This window comes from Micromonospora arida (assembly GCF_042873195.1).
GTDB classification, from domain to species: Bacteria; Actinomycetota; Actinomycetes; order Mycobacteriales; family Micromonosporaceae; genus Micromonospora; species Micromonospora arida.
In genome coordinates this window covers 1,399,669-1,426,570 of the sequence record NZ_JBIALC010000001.1, presented here as the reverse complement: position 1 = coordinate 1,426,570, position 26,902 = coordinate 1,399,669, and the positions used below count along the sequence as shown (strand labels likewise).

Below are 26,902 nucleotides of genomic sequence, written 5' to 3'. Positions count from 1 at the left end.
CCGCGACCTCCACATATTGACGTTCGTGACGCTTAATATCAAGGGTTGTTTACAGATAGCGGGGCGTGGGGGAGCCTGGAGGATGTCGGCCGTGAACGTCGGGCAGATCAGACGCCCTCTCAAGCACTACTGATCGGGACAGGGCGGTTCGTAGGGCGGCCCTGGGACGTAGGTCGCCCATTCGGCCGGGGTGATGTCGTCGCCGACCGCGGCACAGAGCTGTTCGGGGATAAGGTCCGGGTTGGTGTTCCAGAGCCAGACGGTATTGCCGGTGCCCCCGGCGCCGAGAGTGTGGCCGTTGCGGTGGAAAGCGACGGCGTAGGTGCCGCCGCCCGGGGCGGGCAGCACCGCGAACACGGAGGGCCGACTGCGGTCCCTGAGATCCCACAGCCAGGTTCCGGCACTGGTGCCAGCGGCTGCCAGCGCGGTCCCTTGGGGGTTGAACGCCAGCGCGTACACGTAGTTGGTAGGGCCGGTCAGTGGTGCCCCGACCGGAACGGGCCGATGGGGGCGGCTGACGTCGTAGAGGCTGATGGAGCTGTCGGCGCTGCCGATCGCAAGGATCCTACGGTCGGGGCTGAAGGCGACGGCGTAGACGTAATGGCCGGCGGTCAGCGGCTCACCGAGTGGCACTGGCGCGTCGGGGCGGCTGGTGTCCCACAGGCGCACGGACCGATCGATGCTCCCGGCGGCGAGCAGGCTGGCATCGTGGTTGAAGGCGACGCTCGATACGTAGTTGCCGAAGCCCCGCAGCGTGGCCAAGGGTGTCGGCGCCGCCCGGCGGGTGATGTTCCAGAGGCGGACGGTGTGGTCCCGGCTGCCGGTCGCGAGGATCCGTCCGTCCGGGCTGATGGCGACGGTTTCCACGAGTTGGTCATGCGCTTGGAGGGTGGGGCCGTGAGGCACCGGACGGGTCGGTTCGGAGACGTCCCACAGCTGCACCCTGCCGGAGCGGGCAGAGACGGCCAGGGTGCGGTTGTCGGGAGTGAAGGCGAGCGCTCCAGAGAAACCGTCGGGGTTGGACAGGGCTGGGCCGACCGGTGTGGGCCGGTCGGGATGCTCGACGTTCCACAGCTGAGTCGAGGTGCTGCCGACGGCCAGAGTCCGGCCGTCGGGGCTGAACAGCGTCGCGCTCACCACGCCCGGGGTGGCGAGCACCGGGCCGGGTAACGGCCAGAGTCGGGCCGTACCGTCGTTGGAGCTGGTGACCACCGTCCGGCCGTCCGGACTGAAGTCGACGGCGGTTACCGGAGCCGGATGCGGCAGTGTGGCGGTGATCCGACGGCTGGCCAGATCATAGATCTGGACACCGATGGCCGGATCCGAGCTGCCGACGCCGAGCAGGCTGCTGTCCGGGCTGAACGCGACGGCGTTGACGAAGCTCTTCGGCCCGGTCAATGCCGGTCCGAGGCGAACCGGCCGAGCGGGGTGGCTCACGTCCCAGATGTGGGTTGAGAAGTCGGTGCTACCGGCGGCGAGGGTTCGCCCGTCCGGGCTGAAGGCGACCTGGCCAACCTCCTTGGACGGCCCGGCCGGTTGGCTGAGCCGACCGGGCAGGTGTGGGCGGGCGACATCCCAGAGGCGGATGGCCCCGTCGACCCCGCCGACGGCGAGGATACGGCCGCCGGGGTGGAAGGTCAGCGACTTCGCACCAGATGGGGAGGCCAGACCGGCACCGATCAGGGTGGGACGGGCGCGGTTGGTGGTGTCGTACAGGCGGGCTGTTCCGTCGGCGCTGGCGGCGGCGAGCACACGTCCGTCCGGACGGTAGGCGACGGAGTACACGGTGTTTCTGGCATCGACCAGAGGCGGTAGCTGGACCGGGTTGGTCAAGTCGCTCAGATCCCACCGGTGCACCCGGTGATCGCCGCTGCCAACGGCAAGGGTGTGGCCGTCCGGACTGAAGGTGATGGAGTAGCCCGGCCCGGTCGGGCCGGTCAGCGGATCGCCCAGCGGCACGGGTCGTGGGCCGCTCACCACGTCCCAGAGCCGAATGGTGGTGTCGACGGCCGCGGCGAGAAGTCGCCCGTCCGGGCTGAGCGCGACGGTGTACATGATCTGGTTCTTGCCCGTGAGCATTCTGATCGCGGGCAGGGTCGCCGACGAGCTGATCAGGCTCGACCGGGCCTCGGTGGTCGGGGCGATCCGGTGGGCGACCACCGCCAGTTGCCGGGAGAGCGAGACGTCCTTGTCGCGGAGTTGCTCGGCACGGCCTGCGATCAGCCGGGAGCGGGCCTCGTCACGCTGGTGGGCGACCTCGTGCTGCAGGGACACCGCCTCGCTGGTACGACGCACCGCGATCACCCCGGCGACCGTGCTGAGAAGGGTGAGGACCGTCAGGGCCGCGACGGTCTGGTAGAGCCGGCGGAGCCGACGGCGGGCATGCCGGGTGCTCGCCCGCAGGAATCGCGAGGGCAGAGCCGGTGGTGCCGGATGCCCGGCCAGCCACTGTTGGCCCGCGACCAGTCGGCTGCCGCGCAGCAGCAGGGCCGGGTCTCGGCGCTCGGTGATCCAGACCTCGGCGGCGTCGGTGACCTGCTGCCCGATCAGCAGGCCGGCCCGGTCGGTGGTGAGCCAACCGCGCAGGTGTGGCCAGGCGATGAGCAACGCCTCGTGGCTGATCTCGACGGTGTCGTCGTCGACGGTGAGCAGCCGCCGGTCGACGAAGCGGTCGATCACCTCGTCGATGTCCTCGCTCGTGGTGCCGCTCGGGGAGCCCTGCAGGAGGTGGGCGCGGCGCACCCGCCGCCGGGTGTTGGCGGTGCCTTGGCCGAGGTGCACGAGGCGAAGGAACAGACTCCGGATGAGCGCCTGGTGACGCGGGGAGAGACCGCTGTAGACGGCGTCGGCGGTCGCGGCGACCGCGCCGTCGATGCCGCCCGTGGCTCGGTACCGTTCGGCGGTAAGCCGGCCCCCGCCGGACTCCCAGGTGGCCAGCAGGGCGTGCGACAGCAGCGGCAGGGCACCGGGATCGTGGGCCGCCGACTGGTCCCCAGAGCGGGGCGCGAGTTCCCTCAGCAGCAGGTCGACGAGGCCGTCCTCAATGTCGACACCGGCTCTGCGGGCCGGTTCGGTGATCGCCCGGCGCAGTTCGCCGGCGGTCATCGGTCCCACCGTGAGCTGGTGTTCCTGGGCGACCACTGCCAGGTTCGGAATGCGGAGCAGGTCGGCATAGAAGTCGGCTCGCAGCCCCAGGACGACGACGGCACCCAGCCGCTCGGCCCCGGTGGCCCGTGTCGTCGCAGCGGGCTCGCCCCGTTTCTCCGTCGCGGTGACCAGCGCTGCGACGAAGGCGTCCGACTCCGTGGCGTCGACTCCCGGTGCGAACACTTCCTCGAACTGGTCCACCACGATCACGGGCGCCCCCGCGATGTCCAGGCCGGTGGCTCGTTCCTGCCACGCCCGCAGAGGGCGGGTCCCGGGAGTCAGGACGACGGTCTCGGGCGGTGCCGCGTCGCCGTCGGTGGTCGCCCTGATCGTGGAGATCAATCCGGCTCGGAGCAGGGACGACTTCCCGATCCCGGACGCTCCGGTAACCAGAAGGATGCCACCGCCGGCCTGCCGCAGGGAGCGAACCCGTTCGACGAGCTGGTCGGTCAGCCTCTCTCGGCCGAAGAACCAGCCGGCGTGGTCGGTGTCGAACCGGTTCAACCCGCGATACGGCTCCTCGCCGAGCCGGGACGTCCGGGTCCGGCGTACCCGGCGCAGTGCGTCCAGCCACCGCGAGACGTCGTCGTCGGTCACTCCGCACGCGCGGAGCACCTGTTCGAAGAGGGTGTGGGAGGACGGCTGGGGCAGGCCGCGTCCGGCGAACCAGTCGCCGATCGTCCCGTGCCGTCGCCCCTGGCGAGGAAGGGCGGCCACGACATCGCGGACCGACAGGCCCGCCCGTTCCCGGAGGTGCGTCAACTCCCGGGCGAAGTCCTGCCGGGTACGGATCGAGTCGGGACCGGGCGGGGATTGTTCAGACACCGACGCCTCCCTGCTCAAGCACGGAACCGGCACGCCACGGATTCGGTGCCGCCACCAATCGCGCACGGGACCAGGGCGTACGGCCTCGTACGGAGTCGCGCCCGAGGCTTCCCCACCCTGGGGCGGCGGGCCAATTCTGGTGTCCGACCACCGGTTGTCCCAGGAAACAGACGGGAACCGGACACGCGATCTCCCGATCTGGAAGGAAGTCCCGGCGATGAGAACACGCACACTCCGATGCGCCGTGGTGGTGGTCCTGAGCACCGGCGCAGTGGCGAGCACCCTCGTCCTGTCCGCCGCTCCCGCAGCCGCCTACCCGAGCAACTGCGGTGCCGTGCTCACCGACGGCGCCGCCGTGATCGGCTCCAACGGACAGGCGCTCGATCGGGTCTGCTGAGCGGCTTCCCCCGAAGACGGGACGTGGGGGCGGGACGGCAGCCGCCCCCACGTCCTCCCGGCCGTGTCGTCATCCTGACTATTCATGGCCTCGACGAACGCGCGTTTCCACCTGGTGCCGAGACCGGGTCTGCACGCAGTGAACGACCGCATGGCTGTCCCTCCACTGATCGCGAAAACCCACGTCATCCGGCATGTGGCCAAGGCCCAAATCCGTTTCCCACACTCCATTCGTCGTCCTCACCGACGAACCTGGCCTACACACGTCCGCCGCCGCTGGCGTCGCAGACCCGTGGGTACGACGCTTGGTCAGCCGCCTCGACCGATCGGCGGTGGTCGAACCCGGGCGCGTCTGTCTTAAGGTGACAGTCCCGACGCGCTATGTAGACCCGACACGAATGCTCATCTTCTCCACCGTGCCCCCGACGATCGGAAGAGCGATGACCGGCCTCGCCGTCCTGTCCGACGCGCCCGTCCGCTGCGACGAGGACCAGCTGCGGTTCGACCGATACGTCGAGCCGATCCTCTCGTTGCTGACCAGCCCCACGAGCACGACACCCTTCACCGTTGGTGTGCTCGGCGAGTGGGGCAGCGGAAAGTCGAGTGTCCTCACGATGGTGGATCAGCGGCTGGGGGAGGAAAGCCCGGATGCCTTCGTCCGGGTGCATTTCAATCCCTGGGTGTACCGCAACGAGCCGAACCTGCTCGTGCCGCTGTTGCACGCGTTTCAGGAGACACTGCTGGCGGATCGCAAGAAGCGATTCGCTCAAACCGTGACCCGGGTCGCCAGCATCGCCGGAACCCTCACTGCGGATGCACTCCTGACCACCCTCACCGCCGGCTTTCTCACCATGGACAAGTACGACCAGGCTGTCGAACGTTATGTGGCGCAGCGGAGCCAGGTCGAGAGCCAGCTGCGAAACCTGCGAAACCTGCTCCGCGACGAGGTCGCAGGCATCCGTCGTCAGGGCGCGCAGGTCGTGTTCTTCATCGACGACATCGACCGCTGCGAACCGGATCAGATCGTGGATCTGCTCGAGTCGGTCAAGCTCTTCCTCGACGTGCCCGGGGTGTTTGTGTTGATGGCCATCTCGAAGGAACTGGTGGACCGCGGCGTGGCCATCAAGTATCAGGGCTTCGGCCTGGACCCTGACGGCATGATGGACATCGGAGACGAGTACCTCGAGAAGATGATCCAACTACCGCTGTACCTGCTGCCGCTGGACGCCCGGAGCGTCCGGCAACTGGTCGAGGCGCACGCTCACCCGGATCTGCTGGCTCGGCACGGCGACCTGTTGCAGGCGGTGCTGAGACCGAATCCCCGCAAGATCAAGCGGGTACTGAACTTCCTCACCGTCACGACCGCGATCGTCGCCGGGACTCCCGGCCTCGACAAGTTGCACGACGACCTGGTGGTTCGGTTGGCCGTACTGCGGGTGCAGGTGCCAAGGCTGTTCTCCGCCGTACTGACCGACCCGCGGGTGCTGCTGGTTCTTGAGTGTCTGTACCGGGATCGCCTCGAGTTCACCGAGGACGGTTTCCGCAGCCGATACGGGGACGACTCAGGCGACCTCCTGTACCGTGCCGTCGCACCGCACTACCGACGACATCCCGAGCTGAAGGAAATATTCGACGCATCCACCTTTGCGGAGGAGCACGACCGGATCCATGACTACCTCACCCTCTTCGGCGGGCGGGCGGCATGAGCGGTGGTGTCGGCTCTCGGGCCCGCAAGTCCCAGGGCCAGGTGGACTTCAAACGGTACGGCCTCACCCAGGGCGACCCGTACCGGCATCGTGATCTTGATCCCCGGAACGACCGCGATCGTGCCCTGCTGCTGGACTTCGTCGCGGCGCCGTTCGACGAGATCGAGCAGCAGCTCGGGCAGGCAGCGGCAAACGGCAGGGCCGCCGCCTTCCTGCTGTCCGGCCGCGAGGCCACCGGCCGAACCTCCTTGGCCAAGCTCATCGCGCATCAGTACAGAGAGCTCCATCAACTGGACGACACGTTCAAGCTGGTGGTGTACGACGAGAAGAATCACAACAGCCTCCAGCGTGCGCAGGAGGTGCTGAAGGCGATCCGGAACGAGCTGATGGAGCTGGGGGGCTGGGGCGAGCACCGCGACCGTCTGCTCGAGGTGGTCCCCAACGGCCCGACCCAGCCGGAGATTCTCGATCTGCAAGCCCAGGCCGGCTACCTGGCGAACTACATGCGGAAGCGGATGAAGCCGGCCTACACGCTCGGCCTGTTGATCGAGGGCATGCAGGAAGACGACTTCCTCGACACGCTGGCCGTCGTGTTCGCACGGGTCGACCTTCTCATCGTCGTCACCCGGGACGACTACCACACGGCCGACACCGCCGACCTGGATCGAATGAACGAGCGTGAACGCTGGCGGCGGTGGGCACTGCCGGTGCAGGTGCCGCTGCTGAGCGGAGAGGACGTCGACCTGCTGGCCCGCAATCGGTGGCAGCACGAGGCGGCCGACCTGGAGTGTCCCTTCGAGCTGAAGGGTATCCGGGACACCTTCGACGCGCGCCGCCCGCCTGTCGGGCGGGCGCTGCACTGGCTCAGTTGGTTGCTGCAGTGGAGGCTGCGCAAGTATGACGGGGACGAGTGCTGGCCCGCCGCGCGGAACCTGCGCATCCCGGCGCAGTGGATCGAAGAATCCGTGCAACAGGCCGAGAGCGCTCCGCCCCACGCAGGAGGCTTGCGTCGTGTCCGCTGAGCTGCCCCGGCTGAATCCCTTTCCCGCGCAGGCCACCACCGCCATCGAGGAGGGGCCCTTCGCGGAGTCGTACCAGAGGTGGGCCGGCACCACGCCCACGCTGGACCTGCAACAGGTCCGCCGGCTGAGCCTGCTGGCGAGCAGGTTCCGCCGGTCCCACGAACTGGGCGGCGTCTCCAGCGGCCAGGTCGCCTACGTCTACGGTGCCCACGGTGCCGGCAAGACCCACGCCATCCGGGTGGCCGTCGGCCAGATCGCCACCCATCCCGGCGACGCGAAGGTGCTGCCGCTGTACGTCAAGCTCGACGGCCCGAACTTCGTGCAGGCGTACCGACGGCTGATGGCGCAGCTCTCCCTCTCCGACCTCACGCAGCTGGCACTGCGGTTCCTCGGGTCCCTGTCGGCCGTGGCCGACCCGTCGCCCGGGACCGCCGACATCCAGGACGACCTCCGCGGGGATCCCGCCGTGTTGCTGCAGATGTTCGACAACCACCTGTTGGAGCGCGGTCTGCTGCTGGAGGCGCAAGCAGAGCGGATGCGGGACGCCGTACGCGACGAGAAGAACTTTCAGCGTGCGCTGACCTATTTGCTCGAACCGGACCTGAAGGATGCCGCGTACGACTGGTTGCTCGGGCGGCAGGTCAGTGAACCCGAACTGCGGCGCGTTGGCATCTCGCGGCAGCTCGACACGCCGGACCAGTGCCGCTACGGCCTTCAGTTGCTGACGCTGGTCTGCGAGCAGGCGGGTCGGCCGCTCGTGCTCATCCTCGACCAGGCCGAGAAGCTGCTCCTGAATGCCCAGGAGCAGGTGGTATCGGAGACGGCTGGGCTGCTGCACTCCCTGGTCGAGGCGATTCCCGACCTCAGGGGCATGCTCATCGTCGCCAGCAACGACCGCGCGTGGGAGATGCTCCCGCAGGACCTGCGGCAGCGCTTTGGCGCGAACGAGATCGCCTGCTCGGCGTTGCAGCCCGACGAGGCGCGGGATCTGATCGGCCGGTACGTTGTCGCGTCCCTCGGCACGCAGATGTCGCCGAGCTACCGGGCCCCCTGGCCGTTCAGCGACGACGCCATGCGCAAGCTCCTCCGCAACAGCGGTGGCATTCCGCGGTCCCTTCTGCAGCTGGCATTTCAGTCCTTCGACGCGCTGGACGCGGACGCAAAGGAAATCGAAGCGGGCGACGTACCGGACGATCTCACGGTTCTCGACCGCGAAGGCGTCGACCGGGCCATCCGCCGCGTCCTGCGGCACATCGGGCCGGTCACCCGCGATCCGGAGTTGGGGTTTCACTACACGGTGGACACCCGGCACGGCGAACGCCTCCTGATCAGGCTCAGCGAGGCGATGTTCTACACCGACGAGACCGAGCGGGCAGAAGAGGACGTGGCGGTTCGGCTCACCATGCCCCCGATCAGGACTGACCGCACGGGCGGCCCCGCCGTGCCGGCCGGCATCCAGCCGAGACACGTCCTGATCGTGATCGGCTACGCAAGCACCGAGGTGCTGCGCCTGCTGCGGGATGTCTACGACGAGGTGCTCGTCTACCGTGATGGCGAATCCCTGGCAAGGGCCCTGGCGGCTCTGATCGGGGGAGTTCAGCAGCATGGCACGAGGCGAGACGAGCCGGTCGACTTCCCCAGGCTCTACGGCGAACTCGCCGACCTCGGGCTGGACCGGTCCCGTGACGCCGATGCGCTGCGGCGTTCGATCCACGGGGCGAACAGGCGACAGGTCGACAGCCAGATCGAACGGCGCTTCGATGAGTTGGCCCTCCGCTGGCCGGACGAGCGGCGGCGGTTGGTGGACAGGATCGAGGCGGTTCGGGCTCGGCGAGAGCGGGAGGAACTTGCCGAGATCCACGAGGTCTACCTGAGGCATCGGCGGCGCGACTGGTTCGTTGGTTCGCTGACGCTGCTGTCAACGACGGCTGCGGTGATCCTCTCGTTGGCGGTCGGTGAAGCCCTGCCGGACAACCTGCTGTATCTGGTGGCGGCATTCGCTTTCGCGTTCGCCTTCCTCGTGCTGGTCCAGGGCAACCGAAGCAGTACGGCTCGGGCCAGTGCCCCAGCGTCGAGGGCGGAACTCGACCGCATCGGTGCGGACCGGGTCCGAAATCGAGGACCTGCCCTGATACGGGCTCCACTGCAACTGCTCCGGTGGCTGCTGCAAGACCCGTTCTGGTCCGATCTCGAATCCGCTGATCCCTACCGCCGCTACGGCTTCGTGCTGACGAGTGCCCACCGCCGGTACGGCTTCGTGCTGACGAGGCCCCGTAAGGTCAATCGGAGGATGCTCAGGTCCGCGTTGGCCGTCGAGCGAGTGGCGGTGGTCCGCCGTGCCGTCATGAACGTCCTCGGTGAGTTGACCGAACAGGGTCAGCCCTCGTCGGAGGGCGCCGAGGCGGAATCCTCAAGCCCGTCTGGTGGCTCCCACGGCGTTACCGCGGCCGAAGCCGCCGATGTCGAGCTTCCGTATCAGATCCAGCATCAGCGGATCGACGGCTGGGCGAATATCGCCCGGCGGCCTCCGGCGCAACGGCTGCTCATCGCCTTGGCGAATCTCGATCGCCCGTGGGTGGGACGGCCAGAGCAGAGGGCGGACGAGAACGAGGCAACGCCCTCAGTCGGTGGTCCGGGTCAGCCGGCGTACCCGGGCGTCGTCGGCCAGGTCGACCGAAACGTACCGGGTGAGACCGACCCGGCAATCCTCTTCGTGCTGGATGTTGCGAGGGGCCGAGGTGCGGCCGGCGAGTTGTACGAAACGGGTCCTACCCGACACCCGGACCTGCTGTTGGACGCGCTGGCCGAGGTGTCCGAGGGCAGTATTCGGCAAGCCTCGCATCTGTTGTCCCCCTTCAGGCCATCGGGCCTGGGTTGGCACGACCAGCTACTTCTCACCACGGAGATCGAGCGGCTGTACCTCTTCGTCGAGCAACTGCTCTTCTTCCGAGACGGGGGAGTCGACCGCGGCACGGCCTGACCCCGACCGCTTACCGCGAGGGAATCGGGAGTTCCGGCGGAACCACGGCCGTTGTCGTCCATCCTCAGCAAGGCGCCCCGCCAGGTCTTCGGGGGTAGTCAGCGGTCAACCAGTGACGTACGCAACCTGCTCCACCAACGCCTTCGCCGGCACCCAACAGCAACGGTCACCTGATGATGAGCCGGCCCTGGACAGCCGTGGTCACGGTCCCTGTCCCGGCGCCTCGGCGATTCAGCCTGGGCGGCTGACGATGGTCAGCGTCTTACGGACGAACTCCAGTGCTTCGTCGCGGAGCGCCGGGGTTTCGGCCGACACGATGAGGTACCCAGCGCGTTCGGCGCTCCAGGTGGCCGCCGGCACGGCGTCGCCGGGGTTCTTCCACCAGCCGCACCTGACGAAGGCCGGGTGTGCTTCGATCTCGGCCATGCCCCGCGTCTCGACCAGGATGCCGGGCGGCGCGACGGGGAGGTAGCTCGCCGCGTACGCGACGGGGCGTGGCGGTGGTTCGGGCAGGGGCATCGCCATGGCGAGCCGGACGACCATCTCGAACCAGTCCAGCCCGTAGGTGAGGCTGAGCAGATCCATCAGGTAGTCGCCGGGGGTCCGGACGGCGATCTCCATCAGGGTCGGCCCGTCGGCGGCGAGCCGGAACTCGAGGTGCACGATGCCGGTGCGCATGCCGACGGCGGCGACCACCGCGGTGCAGAATTCCGTCACCTCGGCCGCGGCCTCTTCGTCGAGCTGGATGCCGGTGCGATGCGCGATCTCGACGAAGTGGGGCGGCTCGGCGGTCTCCTTGGCGGTGAGGTTGGCCAGCCACACCTTCCCGTCGCTGAGCAGGGCCTCCCAGCTGTATTCCGGGCCGTCCACAGCCGTCTCCACCAGGAGCGGGCCCTCGTCGTTTCGGCGTGCTACCGCGTCCTGGAAGGCGTCCAGGTCTTTTACCAGCTCCACTCCCTCGCTTCCCGCGGAGGACAGTGGCTTCACGACAACCGGCAGGCGGGCGGCGGCCCAGTCGCGCGCCGATTCCAGATCGTCGGTCATCAGGTACTCGGGTTGGCGGATGCCCGCCGCCGCGAACAGGCCTCTCTGCAGGGCCTTGTTGCGCGAGAGGGTCGCGGCGTGCAGGGACGGGCCGGGAAGGCCGAGCCGATCCTGGAGCAGTGCCGCGCCGAGGACGTTGTTCTCGGTGAACGCCACCACTCCCGCCGGCTTGCGGTCAGCCGCGGCGGCCCAGGCTCCTTGGGCCCACTGCTCGTCATGATTGCCGGGGGCCACCCGGATGTGGTCGACGAGCCCGGCCGTGTCGGCGGCTCGGGACGCGCCCTCCACGGCTGCCACCTGCAGACCCAGCCGTCGCGCGGCAGTGAGGTAGGGCCTGCCCATGAAGCCGACCCCGACCAGCAGCAGCTCAGACATGGTTGTCCGCCTTGTCGGCAGCGGTGACCTTGATGGAGGCGAACATGTCCCGCAGGAATTGTTCGAGCACGGCCGTGGATGCCGGGCCGACGATACCGGCGATGGGTACGTCGTACTCGGCGTAGCTGAGGGCCTGACTGACCGGCTCGTCCTCGGTGCGTTGCACCCAGCGCCAGGTCAGCGGGCTGCGCCGGAACTCGTCCGCACCCTTGATCGTGCAGAACCTCCCGCCCAGTGTGTGACCGGGGAAGATGAACCAGCCGTACCGGGCGTCCGGGCCGGCGTCGCGAGCCTCGGGGGCGGACGCACCGGGCGTCGAGAGGGCCCGCAGTTGCACCGACGGCATGTGCACGCCAGTCGCCAGTTCGAAGGTGTCGGCCACGCCGGCCCCGCCAAACCGGCTGGCGACCTCGAGGAAGACCAGGCCGTCAGGCGTCTCGATGCCTTCGAGGTGGAACAGGCTCGTGGTGATGCCGACGGCCTGTAGGCAGGCGGTGGTCCACTCCACGACGGCAGGCGGGGTGTCCGTCTGCACCGAGCCGAGCGGACTGCCCTCGGCGTACCCGAGGCAGGTGCCGACGTAGCGGCTGGCCTGGAGCGTGACCGGTGTGCCGTCGACGGCCAGCCCGTCGACGTGGATGATCGGGCCGCCGACGAACTCCTCGATCTCGAAGCCGCTCGGGTCCGCGTCGGAGGGCAGGCCGCTCCGGCGTACCGCCTCGACGGCTGCTTCGGCGGTGTCGAATACGCGTACGCCCTGGCTGGATGCGCCGTCGAGCGGCTTGAGAACCGTGCTGCCCGACCACGGGATGCCGGCTCCGGCGAGGGCCGAGGCCAGCGGGAGGTAGCGCGGCACACGCAGACCCGCCCGGGAAGCGGCGGCCTTCATCATGACCTTGTCCCGTACGGGAAGCACGTCGGCCTCGCGTGGGCCGGGCACGCCCAGCGCCTCCCGGATGCGGGCCGCGGCGATCAGGTCGAACTCGGACTGGGCGATGACCAGGTCTGGTCGTGGCTGGCCGGCGAGCGCTGTCACCACCTCGGTCTCCGTGGCGCCGGTCCCGGGCCGTTCGATCCGTGTGCCGGGCAGCCGTGCGGGCAGTGTCGCCATGCGCTCGGCCGTACCGATGAACGTCACCTCGTGGGCGTCGAAGTCGAGGCCATCCGCGTAGCGGATGATGTCATCGGTGATTCGGTGCAGGATCAGGATGCGCATGGGGATACCTCAGTTGAAGGACCAGTGGGAGCAACAGAACGGCGATGAGAACGGATCCGAGCACCGCGCCGAGTAGTACGGCCTGTGGGCCGTGCGCGGTGGCGAAGACGGCGACGACGAAACCCGAGATCGGCAGGGAGACCTGGTTCAGCAGGACGATGAGGCCGATCGTCTTGCCGAGGTGTTCGCGGGGAATGCGGCGGACTCGTTCGGCGCGGATGAAGACGTTCAGGATGCCGACCGTGCCGATCAGCATCGTGTAACCGATGGCGAACTGGGTGAACGTGGTCGCTTGGCTGATCGCGAGCCCGCCCAGGCAGATGATCACGAACGTGCCCAGGATGGCGACCAGCGGACTGATGCGCCGGGACAGTCGCGGGATGATGAAGAAGATCAACAGGGAGAGCACGCCTTCGGCGAAGGACAGAACCCCGAAGTAGCGGTCGGGCTTGCCGAAGGTGCCGGTGGTGATGGCGGCGCTGGTCGCCATGCCGACGCCGACCATGAGGTTCACCATCATCGTCAGCCCGACCAGGCCCACCATCGGGGGGAGCTTGAACAGGGTCCGCCCGCCCTCGGCCACCGAGGCCAGCACGCCGCGTACCGTCGTGGGCTCTGCATTGGTGACCGCACTGCTCAGGCTGCCGCGCAGCGTCAGGACGTTGAGCGCGGTGAGCGCGAACAGCGCCCCGGTCACCAGCAGGAGATCGGTCGTTCCCAACAGTGTGGCCAGCAGGACCGCGAGGGCCGGTCCGAGCACCGTGCTCGCCTGCTCGGTGCCCTGGATGACGGACTGGGCCCGCACCATGTGCTCGGCGGGCACGAACCGGGGGAGGGTGGTCTCCATCGCGATGTACGCCTGGGCACTGGCCAGGGACATGGATGCGGCAAGAACGCTCAGCGTCACCACCGTCGCGTCCGGCCAGGCCAGGACGGCGGCGAAGGCGGCCGCGGCGAGGAGCGCCCGGACGCTGTCGGCGATCAGATAGAGCCGGTAGCCGTCGACCCGGTCGGCGAGCACCCCGGCGACGGGGACGAAGATGACCCGCGGAAGCCACTCGACCAGGAAGACGAGCCCGCTCGCGGCGACACTGCCGGTGGTCTTGAAGACCAGCAGCGGGATGGCGAACAACAGGAACTGGTCGGCCAGCGCCGCGACCCCGCGGCCTCCGACGAAGCGCACGATCTGATGCGGCCGGATGTCTGCTGTCTGGGGCTCTCTGGCGGCGGCACGCACTGGTCCATTCACGCAGAGATCCCCCGTCTGTCCATCGAGGAGCGTAACAGCGGTCGATCAGCGGCGACAGCCCCGTCCAATCGGTGCGCGGTGAGCAGACCGTGGCCGGTGGCCGGGTTCGGACTCGCGCCGCCGCACTCGTCCCCGGTGATGGAACGGCCCTGCGTAACCGGCACGCAGTCCGCGGCCAACGATTCCACAGTGCTCGCCCGGCCCTGCTGAATCGCCAATGCCACCACGCCGGCGGCGTACGCCGTGGCACCTGACGTGCCGCTCGAAACGAGCCAGCCGTCGTCCGCTCCCGTACCGTCGTACTTGCTGTTGCGGCGGTCGAACAGGCAACCGGGCTGGGTCGGGAACAGGATGTAGTTTCCGTTGGGCAACATGCCGCACGGGCCGGACACGTCCGGCACGGCCCGTCCGGGAAAGACCGCCGACCGGTAGCTGGAGGCGAGATCGGCGGCCCGCAGCGCGCCGTCGGGGCCGATGTGCACCCCGCCGACGGTGATCGCACCAGGGGTGGCGATGGACTGGAACATCGCTGTCGGCCGGTCGGTCGAGCCGTTACCCGCGGCGAACAGCACGGTGCAGCCCCGCCGGATCGCGTTGGCGACCTCGAGATGCAGGTGGGGTTCCGAGCGCAGGGTGCCCCAGCTGCAGGAGATGACGTCGGGTTCCAGCTGCACCGCCCGCTGGAACGCGGCGACGGGAAATGAGAAGCCCTCGGTGGCCATCTTGACCATCGTGAGGGACACGTCGGGCGCCACCGCCAGGAGCAACGCCGACATCGCGGTGCCGTGGCCGCGTTCGTCGACGGCGGGATCGAGCTGTGGCAGTGCGGCCACGACGCTGGTCCGGTAGCCGTGCTGCCGGTGATGCGGATGGTCGTAGAGGCCGGTGTCGACCATGACGACCCGGACGCCGTCACCGCGGATGCCGGCGGCGTGGAGTTTCTCGGCTCGGGCCACTCGGACCGCGTCGCCGGGAAGGTTGAGGTGGTGCCCGGTACCGCGCACCATTGGCGGCGACGCGGTCGCGGTCAGCTCGAATCCGGATCGTGGTGCCGAGACCGCACCGATGAGGTCGGTGCACACCCGGGAGCGCAGCGGGCCCTGCGCCACGAGTTCGTACCGCGGGGAATCGCGGATGTACTTGTTGCGGACCACGGCGACGACGCTGCCGAAGACGTCGCGGAGCAGGCCCTGCTCGCCGCTGACCGTCAGGCCCACGTCGGTTCGCGCCTCGATCGCCAGGCCTTCCCGGGTGAGCGCCTCGGCGACCCGGTCGACGGTGGCCGGCGCGGGAAGGAACTCCTCGACAGGGTGGCGGAGCAGTTCGGTGGGGTCGTCGGCGAGGGTGCGCCCGGACGCCGCCCGTGGGACGACGGTCAGCACACCCCGCCCAGTGAACGCGGCGATCTCGTCATCGATCATCGGACGCCACCAGTTCGCGCAGGCGGCCCCGGTCGAGTTTTCCGGTCGGCGTCAGGCCGACGTCCCCCTCGTCGATCATGACGATCTCGGCCGGGACCATGTACGGCGGCAACACCCGGGCGAGCGCGGTGCCCAGTTCCGTCTCGGCTCCGGCCCGGTCGGCGCCGAGGACGAAGAGGGTGATGGCCCGGCCGGCGACGCGGTGCTGGGTCACCACCGCGCAACAGTCGACCACCCAGTCCACGGCGAGCGCGGCGGCTTCGACCTCGGACGTGTGCACGAGGTTTCCGGCGATCTTCACGGCGTCGTCACGGCGGCCGACGAAGACGAGCTGCCCGTCACCGGTACGCCGGACGAAGTCGCCCGACCGGTAGTACCGGGTCTCCGGAGAACCGCGCGTGATCAGCACCTGCCCGGTCTTCGCCGGCTCCTCGCAGTAGCCCAGCATGACCTGCGGGCCGCCGATGAGCAGCTCACCCGTATCGCCGTCGGGCACCGGTCGCAGGTCGTCGTCGACGATCAGGACGTCGACGGCGGGCAGCGGCGTCCCGATCGGCAGAAACTCCTCGTCGTGGCTGGCGATGTCGTCGGTGAGGTAGAGGGTGGCGCTGTGCGTGGTCTCGGTCGGACCGTAGCCGTGCACATAGGTCAGCCCGGGAAGCTTCTTGTCCAGGGCCCGCAGGAGCGAGGTCGGGCACGACTCGCCGCCGAACCACAGGCGCCGCAACGAACTCAGGTCGCGGCGGTCGATGTCGCTGAACCGCCCGAGGAGCATCCGGATGACCGAGGGCACCAGCAACACATCGGTGATGCGCCACTGCTCGCACGCCTGCGTGACCTGGCCGGCCATCGACAGCCGGGGCAGCAGGTGCACGCTACCGCCGACCAGGAAGGTGGAGTACAGATCGACCACCGACGCGTCGAAGAACAACGGCGCCACGTTCAGGTAACGCATCCGTTCCGGGAAACCGACCACCTCCTGTACGCCTTCGAGTAGCGCGCACAGACTGCGGTGGCTGATCATGACGCCCTTCGGGCCGCCGGTCGATCCCGACGTGAAGATGACGTACGCCTGGTCGTCCGGTGTCCTGTCCCCGTACGACGAGGGCCGGTAGTCGGCCTCGGCCCGCACGTCCCAGGAGTCACCGGTGACCACCAGGGTGCCGGCCGCCGCCTCGGCGACCAGCCCGAGGTGCTGTGGATGCGCCACCGTCACCGTCGGGCGGCACCTGGCGAACAGCAGGGCCGTCCGGGCCGGCGGCGACGACTCGTCGACGGGGACGTACCGCGCGCCGAGCCGGAGCGCCGCCAACATGCAGACCACGGAGTCGACGGACTTGTCCATCACCATGGCGACGGTGTCGTGCCGCCCGACGAGGGGAGCCAGCAGGTCGGTCAGCGCCTGGGTGCGCCGGGCCAGCGTCCGATAGGAGACCTGAACGTTGGTGGCCAGGTCGACCACCGCCACGGCGTCGTCGTCGTGGCGGCGATCGAGGACCTCGTCGGCGAAGTGGAGCGGGCCACCGGTCACCGGTCGACCGTCGCGAGTTGCTGGCACACGGCCTCCAGCAGTTCCGGGAAGGTATCCAACTTCTGGTCGTAGGACCCGAAGTGGCCCATTCCCTCCATCAGGGTCAGGCGGCTGCCGGTCAGCCGATGCAGCTCCCGGGCCACATCGACGGGGACCCAGGGATCGTCCGTCGAGTGGAACTGGACGATGAAGCGCTGATTCCGCTTGATCGCCGCCCAGTCCCATGGCTGGTCGAAGAATCCGCTGCGCCGTTCGAGTTCGAAGCCGCAGTCGGTGTGGTGCCCGGCCACCACGAAGGTGCCCAGCAGCGGCGCCGACTCCGCGTACCGCAGTGCGGTCAGGGCCCCTGACGAATGCCCGACGATGACCGTCTGGTCGTCCGGCCGGATGACATCTGTGAGGTAGGGCAGCCAGTACCGCATCCGGCCCTTGATCGGATCGGGGAAGGTCTGTGCCACCACGTTGTGGCCACGAGCCTCCAGCTCCCGTTTGAGGTACGGGAACCAGATGCCGTCGATGGTTGCGCCGGCGTTGCCGTGCACCAGGACGACCCGGACACCATCAGACATAGGAGTCGTCGTTGAGCTGGTCCTCGAGCATTGTCGCGAGCGAGCCGAGGGTGGCGAAGTGCTCCACCGTCAGCAGCTCCGGTTCGAGCTCGATGTCGTAGTACGACTCGAAGGCCAGCGTCAGCTCGATCATCTGGGTGGAGTTCAGGGAGAGCCCACCGTTGAACAGGGGCGTGTTCGAGGTCAGCTCGACGTCGTGGTTCGGGAAAACCTCCGCCGCGATCTTCCGCAGGTCATCCTCGATGTCCGCGCGGGTCTTCCGGTCAGCGCTCGTCACGTCAGCCGGCCTTCGGCGCGGTGCTGGAATCGGCGGGCCGGGTCGCCAGCTTGGACTGCAGGAAGACCGGAGTCCGGGGGATGTTCATCTCGTCCTGGTGGAACGGGTTGCGCTTGTTCTTCAGCGAGAGGTACATGGTGCGGCGCGCCCGCGCCTTCTCCTCGTCGGAATAGAACAGGAAGGCGATGTTGCCGGCGTTCTCCCGGCCGACCTCGGTGAGGGTGATGTCCTCGTCGGTCTCGATCGCGTACCCGCTGTCGACCATCCAGTTGATTTCCCGGCGGTACTTCTCCAGGTTGGCGACATCCGCTTTGCGGACGGTGCCGAAGACCGGGAAGAACACCATGACCCGGTTCTCGACCTCGTCCTCACTGCAGATCCGGCCCTGCTCGATGGGGATGATGCCGTCCTCGACATCCTTGATCCAGCGGTCCACGTTGGTGTGGTTGCGGTAGCTTCGCTCACCCATGTAGTTCTCGGCGGCCGGACCGATGCCCAGGGTGTAACTGGCGCGGTAGCCGTTGCCTCCGCAGGCGTGGTCCAGCCCGATCGGGCCGGTCTCGTCGAGGTGGGTGAAAAAGTTGATCAGAAGCTGCTTGTCGTACCCGTAGTCGGCAAGGCTCTCCTTGATCTGGCGGTACTGGACCCGCTCGATGCTGCCGGACGGCAGCACGTCGCTCACCTTGCCGGCTCGGATCTGCTTGTCGAGCCGGGTGCCCTCCCACTGGTTGAACCGGTACGTCTGCACGAAGCTGGGGCGCAGTTCGGCGCAGATGCCGTGGATGTCGGAGGCGAGAATCTCGTCGGTCTGACCGGCGAGGTTGTACATGAGGTCCAGGGCGAACGTCCTGATCCCGGCTTTGCGGATGTTCTCCGCGGTCTGGTACACCTGCTCGACGGTGGCCTTGATGGTCAGCTTGCGCCGGATCTCCTCGTTGAGCGTCTGCACGCCGAACGAGATGCGGGTGATACCCAGGGACTTGAGCATCTCGATGTAGCCGTCCGTGGACAGGCCGAGCGGGCTGCCCTCCAGCGAGATCCCGTCGACCTCGCTCAGGTCGAACTCGCGATGCACGGCCTGGATGATGGTCGCCATCGACTCCTGGTCGAGCGCCGAGGGCGTACCCCCACCGAACTGGACGTACTTGATCTTCGTGCCCTGGAAGTACGCCGAGCGGGCGTTGCGCTCGATCTCCTTCACCATGGCCTTGACGAACCGCACCCGCTGCTCGCCCTGGTACTTCGCCGAGGACTCCTTGAAGCAGGCGCAGAAGTTGCAGAACGCCTCGCAGAAGGGGATGTGGAAGTACAGCAGGATGTCCGTCTGCTGAGGGTGCGTCTGACGGTCCAGGAAGGAGAAGTACTCCGCCTTCTCCTGCTCGGTGCGCAGCGCGTCCTGGAAGCCGCAGATCTTCGGATAGAACCAGGTGACGTTGGTGCGCTTCTCCGGGCTCTCGAAGTCGTCCTTGAGGTAGAAGTTCGAGTCGAGACCGAGCATGAACGAGTTCTCGGTGGTGGTCATGTCTGTCGATCCCATCCCTTATGAGGCGGACTTCTTGCTGACGGAATTGGCGTCGCTCTGGTAGATGACCGGGTACTGCTGGCTCATCTCACCGTTGATCTGAATCCACTCGAACTTGTCCTCGGGCAGTTCGACGTCGGCCCAGATCGCCTCCGGCGGGCATTCGGCAACGCAGGCGTTGCAGTCGATGCACTCCTCCGGATTGATGTAGAGCATCTCCGGGCCCTCGTGGAAGCAACTGACCGGGCAGACGTCCACGCAGTCGGTGTACTTGCAGCCGATGCAGGCATCGGTGACGACGTAGGCCATGATCTGGGTCTCCTGATGGGTTGCGCTGCCGTGGTCAGGCGTGGACGGTCGAAACTTCGGTAAGCCGCCGCATCCAGCCGAACCGGTCGATCACGTCGCCGCGGTGGATGCCCTCGAGCACCTCTCGGAGGTGCGACGCCACGGCGACGGTGCCGGGCAGCCGGTATTCCTCCCCGTTGTAGCCGAGGCCGTTGATGGAGACGACGCCCTCGACCGTGCCGGTGCCGAAGCACTCGGTGATCCGGCCGTCGGCGACGCCCTGCAGCACCTCCGTCAACGGAACCGGCCGTTCGTCGACAGTGGTCCCCGCGTCACGCGCCAGCTTGATGATCGAGTCGCGGGTGATCCCCGGCCGTACGGTGCCGTCCAGGGACGGCGTGGTCAGAACGCCGTCGATGACGAAGAAGGCGTTCATCGCGCCGACCTGCTGGACCCTGCGCTCCGGATCGCCGCCGACCCACAGCACGTGGTGGTAGTCGTAGTTCGCGGCGATCTCCCGTGGGACCAGCCCCGGCCCGTAGTTCCCGACGGCGTTGATGTCGCCCGTGCCGCCCGGCCACGCCCGGACGTAGTCGTTCACCACCATCGCCCGTACCGGCAGCTCGGCCGGAGCCTGCCGCGTCAGCGGGCTCGCAACGATCGTGAAGAGGCACTCCTCGGCGGGGGCGACCTCGAGCGTCGGGCCGTTGCCGGCCAGGACGGAGTGCAGCAGCAGCGCTGACCCGGGCTCCGCCGGGATCCACTCCGCGTCCAGATCCACGAGCCGGCGGATCGCGAGCCAGCCGCGGTCGAAGTCCAGTTGCGGGAGTGCCATCCGACGGGCCCCGTTGTTCAACCGCTTGACGTGGCTGTCCGGGCGGTACACCGCGACGGACCCGTCGGTCATCCGGTAGGCGGCGAGGTCGTCGAACACCGCCTGCCCGTAGTTCAGCCCCGAGGACGTGGGGCGCACCGACGGCAGTGCGTCGCGGTCGGCGATGATCATGCCCTGCCAGGACCGCCGCTTGCTCCACCGCATCGAGTACGCGTGATCGGTGAGGGCGCCGCCCGGGCGCGTCGGCGCGTCGGCCTCCGGCTTGGAGCGAGGTGTGGTCGTCGCCTCGACGACCAGATCGTTGTCCTTGCTCACGATCGATTGCCTTCCTTGTCGGATATATCAACCCGCACGTCGCGGAGCACGGCGCCGACCAGGTCCTCGACCCGGCCTGGTTCGCCGACGAAATGGACCTGGGCGACCCGGTTGTGGAAGATGTCATCGGGATCGAGCGCCGCGCCGCGCTCGGCCTCGAAGACGATCCGTACGAACTCGTCCGCATCGAGGAACCGCTCGATGCCGGACAGGCTGCCGGCGAAGACGCCCGGCCGATCGGTGGTGACGAAGGCCAGCCCGGCGCTCACCGACGAAACGGGCTGGTGCACGTAACGGCCGCCGCGAGCCGCCTCGGCCGCCGCCAGGTAGAGGTCCACCCCGGGCCCCGCCATGACCAGTTCGGGAATGCAGTCGCCGGCCAGCCGAGCGCCCACCTCGATCAGCACCGGGTGGCCGTCCGCGGCGATGCGGGTCTCGATGTGGAACGGCCCGACGGTGATGTCGAAGGCGGCGACCACCTGCGCGGCGAACTCGTGCAGCAGCCGTCCGTACGGCGAGCGCTGCGGCGGTGTGGCGACGTGGCCCATCTCGAAGAACTGGGGCGGCGCGCTGAGGAGTTTCGTGGTGATGCTGACGATGTGCAGCCCGGCCGTGTCCACCCAGCCCTCGAGGGAGAACTCGGGGCCGTCGACGTACTCCTCGACCAGGGCGACCCGTCGCGGGTCGTGGTGGAACTTGACCTCGCCGTACCGGTGGATCTCCGCGCAGGCGCGCTGGTACTCGTCGGCGTCCCGGACGAGGCGCACCATCAGGCTTCCGCCCCAGTCGGCCGGCTTGACGACCGCCGGGAACGCGAACGGGCATTCGCCCACCTCATCGGCCGGGATCGTGATCGATGCCGGGACGGCGATGCCATGCTTGACGCAGCGCTCCCGCATCACGTCCTTCTGCCGGACGGCCTCGGCCGTGTCCTGGCTCAGCGCCGGCAACCCGAGGGCGCGGGCCAGCTCGGCCGCCGCGCCGACGGCGTACTCGAAGCCCGCGATGACGCCGGTCGGCGTCACCCCCAGCCGGTCGACGAGGTCCAGCAGAGCGGGCACGCCGTGGTCCGGATGCCAGTCGACGACGCGCGCACCGGAGTGGACCTCCGCCGGCAGCAGGTCGGGGAACTGCGTCGGGATCAGGCACGGGACGCCGGCGGCCACCAGCCGGCTCGCCAGCTGGATCCCGGCCGACAGCGGCTGGACGATTATCAACACGCGGGGCCGGCCTTCCCCACGTGCAGGGTGAACACCATCGGCACCGGACCGAAGTTCTCGAGCGTCCGCAGCCCTTCGGCCTGCGCTGCCCGGTCGGTGGTCACGCAGGCGTCGTAGTCTCCGGCGGCGCAGACGGCAGCGGCCACGGAGTTGCTGCTCGCGTACGAGATCGTGCCCCGATTCGTGACCAGGCAGCTGGGAGCGGGATGGGTGACGATGGTGTTGACGGACTCCTGGCCCGGACGTGCGGCGAGCACCATGTCGTACGTGTCCAGGATGAAGCTGTCGGCCATCGTGAGCCGATGCAGGTTGCCGAATACCAGGTCGTGCAGGCGCGGGTAGACGGCACAGGCGAGGATCGCCTCGGTGCCGTCGAACGTCATGACGTCGAGCCCATCCTCGACCTCGGCGTGCAGGATCACCCGGCCCGGGCGCTGTCGGTCGGCGAACCAGCGGTGAGCGGCTTTCTCCAGGTTCGTTCCCGTCGGTCCGAGCGTGTGGATAGTGGTGACGTGCGGCAGTGCGGTGGTGCCGGAACCTGCTGTGGAACGGCCGGTGGCGTCAGGCATCCGCCATCTCCCTTACTGTCGGTCGGTCGAGCTGTGAACGGATGCAAGGTCTTTGCGTACGCTCCGCAGCCATCCATGGGTGTCTGGACGGTTGCCGTGCTGGATCTCCATGAGCGTGTGCCGCACCCGGGCGGTCACCGCGCCTTCCTGTCCGTCGCCGATCACCGTGTCGTCGTCGCCGTCGGCGATCCGGCCGACCGGCACGATCACGGCGGCGGTCCCGCACGCGAACATCTCGACGAGCTGTCCGGACCGGGCACCGGTCATGAGGGCGTCGATCGGGGTCGGTTCCTCCGCGACCGGAATGCCGAGATCACCGGCCAGGGCGATGACGCAGTCGCGGGTCACGCCCCGCATGATCGTTCCCTGGCACGGTGGGGTGGTCAGCCGCACACCGTGACGCTCGTCGTCGTCGCGCCAGACGAAGAACACGTTCATGCCGCTGAGCTCCTCGACCCAGCGGAACTCGAGGCCGTCGAGCCACAGCACCTCGTCGTAGCCGCGCGCGTTGGCCTGCTTGCGGGTCAGCAGGCTGGCGGCGTAGTTGCCGGAACACTTCGCCTCGCCCATGCCGCCGCGTACCGCGCGTACCGTGTCTGCGGAGGTCAGCACGGAGATCGGTGTGAAAGCCCGCCCGAAACACGGGTCGGCCGGGTACGCCAGGAAGGTGCACCGGTAGCGCCGGGAGTCGCGGAGCCCGAGCGCGGACTCGGTCGCGATCATCAGCGGGCGCAGATAGAGACCCTGGCCGGGCTCCCCGGGAATCCACCTGTCGTCGGCGGAGACAAGGTGGGCGCAGGCGTCCAGGAACAGGGAGACCGGCATCTCGGCCATCGCCAGCCGTCGTGCCGATCGGGCCAGCCTGCGGGCATGGTCAGCGGGCCGAAACAACGCGGCCGAGCCGTCGGGCTGGCGGAACGCCTTCAGCCCCTCGAAGACGCTTTGTCCATAGTGCAGCACCAGGGTGCCGGGATCCATGGTCATCGGGGCGTACGGCTCGAGGGAATGGTCGGACCAGCCGTGGTCGGCCGACCATTCGACGACGACGGTGTTGTCGGTGTGGAAACGGCAGAAGCCGGGATCGCGAAGGGCAGCGGCGCGGTCGGTGATGGACAGGGTTCCGTCAGACATGGACCTCACTGCCCCAGAGGCTCAGGGATGCCCGGGGGCCGCCGTACCTGTCCGTCTTGTTTTCGGGCTCCAGGAGCAATCTCTCGTACAGGAAACCGGTGATCTTCTCGCGATAGGTCTCGTCGTCGGTGATCGCCTCGAATTCCTCGATCGTCCGGACGAGTTCCTTGGCCGACGCCACGATCTCCGCTTTGCTGGCCAGCCTGCGCCGGCCGTCGTCGCCGATCGTGAACAGGCCGTGCTCGGCAAGCCACGTGCCGAGGGCGAAGCCGGTGCCGGAGTCGAAGTTGCGCAGCGGGAGCGGCTCGGCCGGGTAGCGGAAGAGGCGTTCCAGGATGATGTACTCGAAAATGACATCGCCGTACGGCACGGATTCCTCGTGGCAGGCTATCGCCGATTTCAGGTCGACCTTGAGCTCCTCGGAGAGGCCGGTGCGCCATTTCGTCTTCAGTGCCAGGTGCTGATCCAGTGGGCGGGGCCCCGTGTGGTGGTAGTAGTCGTGCAGGTAGCCCCAGACGCAGCGAGCCTGATAGACGTCTTCCGGGTCGACCTCGGCGGACGCCAGCACCTTCGTGTCGGCGAACGGGGAGCCGACGCCACAGAGCCGGGCCACGATTTCCAGAGTGTGGGCGTAAATGGTCGTGTGCCGATTGAAGAAGAACCAGGCGAAAGACTGATTCACTGTCGGCGTAGCTGTCGGAATGTTTTCCGGGAAGAAGACGACGCAGTTCCCGTCGCGCAATCCGGGAGAGGCGGAAAGGAGCCGGGTCGACTGGAACACCGCTTTGTCGTGCGGATAGCGGGACTGCAGCTCGGGGGTGCAGTCCGGATCCTGGCGAACGACGGTGAAGGCCTCGAGGAAGGCGCCGCGGGAGCCGTCGCCGTTCGGGAGGGTGACCGGTCCGACGAAGGCGGCGACCTCCCCGTCCTTTGGTGCGGGGACGGTGTCACGGGTCGCGTCGAAGGCCGGCTTCTCCAGGAAGCCGGCGTCTGACCAGGCCCGCAGGTCGTGAACCGTGGCCTCGATCTGGCTCGCCGGCATCAGCGGGTCGAGCTGCTCGACGTCGCGGCAGAGCCGTTCGAGTTGCGCGGTCGCCTGGTCGCCGTCGCCGCGGATCTGGGCCGCGCGGATCAGGCCGGCGACCGGCACTATACGACGCTCGAATTCCAGGACCTGAGAGAGCGTGCGTGGTTCCACATTATCCTCTCGGCAGCATCGACGCCGTTCGGCATCCCACCCCTGATGCACCTCGAAGTATGCACGAAAGCAGCCCATCCCCCGAGGAAGCCCTTGATCGGAATCTTGCGGTGCTGCTCCGGCTCCGTCAAACAGCTCTCGATATCTGGGATATAGGCGTCAGTACCTAGGCGGGATCGATGATCTTGCTCACCTCTTGTTTTGTCCGATTGCACTGCAATTATCTGCTCACGGTCAGCGCGGAGCCGCCGACGCGCCGCTCCGCTAAAAGCCAATAATGGAGCATCGGCCCGTCAATCAAAGGAAATGAGCTGTATGTCCAACTTGGATTGACCGATAAATGGGACGGCGCTCAGGATGGGTGGCCGACACCCGCGACGAAGGCATAAGCCAAATGTCGGCTATGCGTAAGGGTGATCATCCAGGAGTGGACACCGGCCGCCTCGGCCAGCGCCGCCGCACGCCCGGCCAGGGCCAGTGCCGGCTGACCGGAGTGACGGCGGAGCACCTCGATCTCCCGCAGGGCCACCCCGGTCAGACCGGTCCCGAGTGCCTTCAACACCGCCTCCTTGGCGGCGAAGCGGACGGCGAAGCGTTCCGCCGGGTCGCGCTCGAGCAGGCAGTAGGCGCGCTCTCCCGGGGTGAAATGCCGATCTGCGAACCGGGGCTGCCGGGCCAGCAGAGCCCGGATGTCATCGACGTCGACGAGGTCGGTGCCCGCACACACGACCACCCGGCCCACCACCTGGCGAGCGACGCTGTCGGCGGCCGCGGCGATCCATTCGTCACCCCGACTCACGGCCGCACCGTCCCTCCGAGTCGCCGCAGTCTGTCTACGATCGGCGACAATACGGTCGGTATTCTGCACCCGTCATTCCACAATCTTCCCCTGCGTGTTCGTCCTCGGTGACCTGAGCGCCCAGGGATGCGGCCACTGAGAGGACCCGGCGATGAGCCTGTCGTTCCCGTTGCATCAGAATCCGAGCCCGGCGAGCGCGCAGCGGCGAGCCGAGATCATGGCGAATCCGGGGTTCGGCACGTACTTCACCGACCACATGGCACGGGCGGTGTGGAGGCCGGACGGCGGCTGGCAGGACTCCGAGATCATTCCCTTCGGTCCGATCCTCATGCACCCGGCGGCGGCCGTCCTGCACTATGCCCAGGAGATCTTTGAGGGGATGAAGGCGTACCGGCACAGTGACGGCTCGATCTGGTCGTTCCGGCCGCAGGCCAACGGCGAGCGCTTCGCCCGGTCCGCCCGGCGGCTGGCACTGCCCGAACTGCCGGTTCCCGACTTCATGGCCTCGGTCGAGGGCCTGGTCCGTGCCGATCAGGTGTGGGTGCCGGCCGAGGACGAATACAGCGTCTATCTGCGGCCGTTCATGTTCGCGTCCGAGCCGTTCCTGGGGGTTCGCCCGGCGAAGGAGATCACCTACATGGTGATCGCCTGCCCAGTCGGCGCGTACTTCTCCGGTGGCGTCAAGCCGGTCTCCATCTGGCTCTCCACCGAGTACACCCGGGCGGCGCGGGGCGGCACGGGCGAGGCGAAGTGCGGTGGCAACTACGCCTCCAGCCTGGCGCCGATGGTCGAGGCCGCCGAGCACGGCTGTGAGCAGGTCTGCTTCCTGGACGCCGCCGAGGGCCGCTACGTGGAGGAGCTCGGTGGCATGAACCTCTACTTCATCACGGCCGACGGCCGGATCATCACCCCGGCACTCGGCACGATCCTCGAGGGCGTCACCCGGGGGTCGATCCTCATCCTTGCCAAGGATCTGGGCCTGGAGGTCGAGGAGCGCCCGGTGGAGATCCGGGAATGGCAGGAGGGCGTGGCCTCCGGCGCGATCACCGAGGTCTTCGCGTGTGGCACCGGCGCGGTGGTCACGCCGGTCGGGCGCCTGGTCTGGGAGGGTGGCGAGGTGACGGCCCCGAAGGCCGGCGCCGAGGACTCGGTCACCATGCGGCTGCGCCGCCACCTGCTCGACATCCAGTACGGCCGGGCCGCCGACCCGTACGGCTGGATGACCCGCCTCGTGTGACGAGGTCCGTCGCCACGGCCGCTCAGGTCA

Annotated in this window: 21 protein-coding genes; 5 read left to right on the top strand and 16 right to left on the bottom strand. The window is 68.2% G+C overall.

Features of this window, described 5'->3' with window-relative positions; all coding sequences use genetic code 11:
- Positions 1-126 precede the first annotated feature (126 nt).
- Positions 127-3,972, bottom strand: coding sequence for an nSTAND1 domain-containing NTPase (locus ACFYP0_RS06610; RefSeq protein WP_386994799.1), 3,846 nt, complete (start codon positions 3,970-3,972; stop codon positions 127-129).
- 217 nt (positions 3,973-4,189) lie between these two features.
- Between ACFYP0_RS06610 and ACFYP0_RS06605 the strand changes: the two genes are divergently transcribed.
- The 4 genes from ACFYP0_RS06605 to ACFYP0_RS06590 all read left to right on the top strand — a co-directional run bounded on the left by ACFYP0_RS06605 (position 4,190) and on the right by ACFYP0_RS06590 (position 10,076).
- Positions 4,190-4,369: a hypothetical protein gene (locus ACFYP0_RS06605; RefSeq protein WP_356974647.1), complete on the top strand. Its 180-nt coding sequence runs from the start codon at positions 4,190-4,192 to the stop codon at positions 4,367-4,369.
- Between the two features lie 397 nt (positions 4,370-4,766).
- Positions 4,767-6,074, top strand: coding sequence for a KAP family P-loop NTPase fold protein (locus ACFYP0_RS06600; RefSeq protein WP_356974649.1), 1,308 nt, complete (start codon positions 4,767-4,769; stop codon positions 6,072-6,074).
- Entirely contained in the window at positions 6,071-7,096 is a 1,026-nt protein-coding gene (locus tag ACFYP0_RS06595) for a hypothetical protein (RefSeq protein WP_356974651.1), read from the top strand. The genes ACFYP0_RS06600 and ACFYP0_RS06595 overlap by 4 nt, the downstream gene beginning before the upstream one ends.
- 238 nt (positions 7,097-7,334) lie before the next feature.
- Entirely contained in the window at positions 7,335-10,076 is a 2,742-nt protein-coding gene (locus ACFYP0_RS06590; protein WP_386994795.1) for a hypothetical protein, read from the top strand.
- A 231-nt stretch (positions 10,077-10,307) separates the two neighbouring features.
- On the opposite strand, the gene ACFYP0_RS06585 is transcribed toward ACFYP0_RS06590, so the two are convergent.
- The 15 genes from ACFYP0_RS06585 to acpS all read right to left on the bottom strand — a co-directional run bounded on the left by ACFYP0_RS06585 (position 10,308) and on the right by acpS (position 25,635).
- Positions 10,308-11,495 (bottom strand): ATP-grasp domain-containing protein, encoded by a 1,188-nt coding sequence (locus tag ACFYP0_RS06585; RefSeq protein ID WP_386994792.1) that lies wholly within the window; start codon positions 11,493-11,495, stop codon positions 10,308-10,310.
- On the bottom strand, positions 11,488-12,711 hold the full coding sequence (locus ACFYP0_RS06580) for an ATP-grasp domain-containing protein (RefSeq protein WP_386994790.1): 1,224 nt from the start codon (positions 12,709-12,711) through the stop codon (positions 11,488-11,490). The genes ACFYP0_RS06585 and ACFYP0_RS06580 overlap by 8 nt, the downstream gene beginning before the upstream one ends.
- Entirely contained in the window at positions 12,677-13,894 is a 1,218-nt protein-coding gene (locus ACFYP0_RS06575) for an MFS transporter (RefSeq protein ID WP_208740797.1), read from the bottom strand. The genes ACFYP0_RS06580 and ACFYP0_RS06575 overlap by 35 nt, the downstream gene beginning before the upstream one ends.
- A 62-nt stretch (positions 13,895-13,956) precedes the next feature.
- On the bottom strand, positions 13,957-15,381 hold the full coding sequence (locus ACFYP0_RS06570) for a S8 family serine peptidase (RefSeq protein ID WP_386994787.1): 1,425 nt from the start codon (positions 15,379-15,381) through the stop codon (positions 13,957-13,959).
- Complete coding sequence (locus ACFYP0_RS06565; RefSeq protein ID WP_386994785.1) at positions 15,371-16,912, bottom strand: amino acid adenylation domain-containing protein; 1,542 nt, start codon at positions 16,910-16,912, stop codon at positions 15,371-15,373. The genes ACFYP0_RS06570 and ACFYP0_RS06565 overlap by 11 nt, the downstream gene beginning before the upstream one ends.
- Positions 16,909-17,481, bottom strand: a complete 573-nt coding sequence (locus ACFYP0_RS06560) for an RBBP9/YdeN family alpha/beta hydrolase (RefSeq protein WP_124853628.1) — start codon at positions 17,479-17,481, stop codon at positions 16,909-16,911. Before ACFYP0_RS06560 ends, ACFYP0_RS06565 begins: the two co-directional genes overlap by 4 nt.
- The gene (locus tag ACFYP0_RS06555) at positions 17,474-17,758 is read right to left on the bottom strand and encodes an acyl carrier protein (protein ID WP_091404973.1); all 285 of its coding nucleotides are present in this window, start codon (positions 17,756-17,758) and stop codon (positions 17,474-17,476) included. The genes ACFYP0_RS06560 and ACFYP0_RS06555 overlap by 8 nt, the downstream gene beginning before the upstream one ends.
- A 1-nt stretch (position 17,759) precedes the next feature.
- A complete protein-coding gene (locus ACFYP0_RS06550; protein ID WP_355501619.1) occupies positions 17,760-19,280 on the bottom strand; it encodes a coproporphyrinogen-III oxidase family protein in 1,521 nt (506 codons plus the stop codon).
- 18 nt (positions 19,281-19,298) lie between these two features.
- Entirely contained in the window at positions 19,299-19,589 is a 291-nt protein-coding gene (locus ACFYP0_RS06545; protein ID WP_328653337.1) for a 4Fe-4S dicluster domain-containing protein, read from the bottom strand.
- Between the two features lie 34 nt (positions 19,590-19,623).
- The gene (locus ACFYP0_RS06540) at positions 19,624-20,718 is read right to left on the bottom strand and encodes an aminotransferase class IV (RefSeq protein WP_386994781.1); all 1,095 of its coding nucleotides are present in this window, start codon (positions 20,716-20,718) and stop codon (positions 19,624-19,626) included.
- Positions 20,715-21,938, bottom strand: coding sequence for an ATP-grasp domain-containing protein (locus tag ACFYP0_RS06535; protein ID WP_386994779.1), 1,224 nt, complete (start codon positions 21,936-21,938; stop codon positions 20,715-20,717). Before ACFYP0_RS06535 ends, ACFYP0_RS06540 begins: the two co-directional genes overlap by 4 nt.
- Complete coding sequence (locus ACFYP0_RS06530) at positions 21,932-22,507, bottom strand: hypothetical protein (RefSeq protein ID WP_355501627.1); 576 nt, start codon at positions 22,505-22,507, stop codon at positions 21,932-21,934. The genes ACFYP0_RS06535 and ACFYP0_RS06530 overlap by 7 nt, the downstream gene beginning before the upstream one ends.
- A 12-nt stretch (positions 22,508-22,519) precedes the next feature.
- Entirely contained in the window at positions 22,520-23,638 is a 1,119-nt protein-coding gene (locus ACFYP0_RS06525) for a branched-chain amino acid aminotransferase (protein WP_386994777.1), read from the bottom strand.
- On the bottom strand, positions 23,631-24,836 hold the full coding sequence (locus tag ACFYP0_RS06520; protein ID WP_386994775.1) for a DUF6421 family protein: 1,206 nt from the start codon (positions 24,834-24,836) through the stop codon (positions 23,631-23,633). The genes ACFYP0_RS06525 and ACFYP0_RS06520 overlap by 8 nt, the downstream gene beginning before the upstream one ends.
- A gap of 352 nt (positions 24,837-25,188) precedes the next feature.
- A complete protein-coding gene (gene acpS / locus ACFYP0_RS06515; protein ID WP_386994773.1) occupies positions 25,189-25,635 on the bottom strand; it encodes a holo-ACP synthase in 447 nt (148 codons plus the stop codon).
- A 151-nt stretch (positions 25,636-25,786) separates the two neighbouring features.
- Between acpS and ACFYP0_RS06510 the strand changes: the two genes are divergently transcribed.
- Entirely contained in the window at positions 25,787-26,872 is a 1,086-nt protein-coding gene (locus ACFYP0_RS06510; protein WP_386994771.1) for a branched-chain amino acid aminotransferase, read from the top strand.
- Positions 26,873-26,902: the final 30 nt, after the last annotated feature.

Coding starts and splice junctions, on each gene's coding strand:
- ACFYP0_RS06605 (WP_356974647.1), top strand. CDS start 4,190: ATGAGAACACGCACACTCCGATGCGCCGTGGTGGTGGTCCTGAGCACC.
- ACFYP0_RS06600 (WP_356974649.1), top strand. CDS start 4,767: ATGCTCATCTTCTCCACCGTGCCCCCGACGATCGGAAGAGCGATGACC.
- ACFYP0_RS06595 (WP_356974651.1), top strand. CDS start 6,071: ATGAGCGGTGGTGTCGGCTCTCGGGCCCGCAAGTCCCAGGGCCAGGTG.
- ACFYP0_RS06585 (WP_386994792.1), bottom strand. CDS start 11,495: ATGTCTGAGCTGCTGCTGGTCGGGGTCGGCTTCATGGGCAGGCCCTAC.
- ACFYP0_RS06580 (WP_386994790.1), bottom strand. CDS start 12,711: ATGCGCATCCTGATCCTGCACCGAATCACCGATGACATCATCCGCTAC.
- ACFYP0_RS06570 (WP_386994787.1), bottom strand. CDS start 15,381: ATGATCGATGACGAGATCGCCGCGTTCACTGGGCGGGGTGTGCTGACC.
- ACFYP0_RS06560 (WP_124853628.1), bottom strand. CDS start 17,481: ATGTCTGATGGTGTCCGGGTCGTCCTGGTGCACGGCAACGCCGGCGCA.
- ACFYP0_RS06550 (WP_355501619.1), bottom strand. CDS start 19,280: ATGACCACCACCGAGAACTCGTTCATGCTCGGTCTCGACTCGAACTTC.
- ACFYP0_RS06545 (WP_328653337.1), bottom strand. CDS start 19,589: ATGGCCTACGTCGTCACCGATGCCTGCATCGGCTGCAAGTACACCGAC.
- ACFYP0_RS06530 (WP_355501627.1), bottom strand. CDS start 22,507: ATGCCTGACGCCACCGGCCGTTCCACAGCAGGTTCCGGCACCACCGCA.
- ACFYP0_RS06525 (WP_386994777.1), bottom strand. CDS start 23,638: ATGTCTGACGGAACCCTGTCCATCACCGACCGCGCCGCTGCCCTTCGC.
- ACFYP0_RS06510 (WP_386994771.1), top strand. CDS start 25,787: ATGAGCCTGTCGTTCCCGTTGCATCAGAATCCGAGCCCGGCGAGCGCG.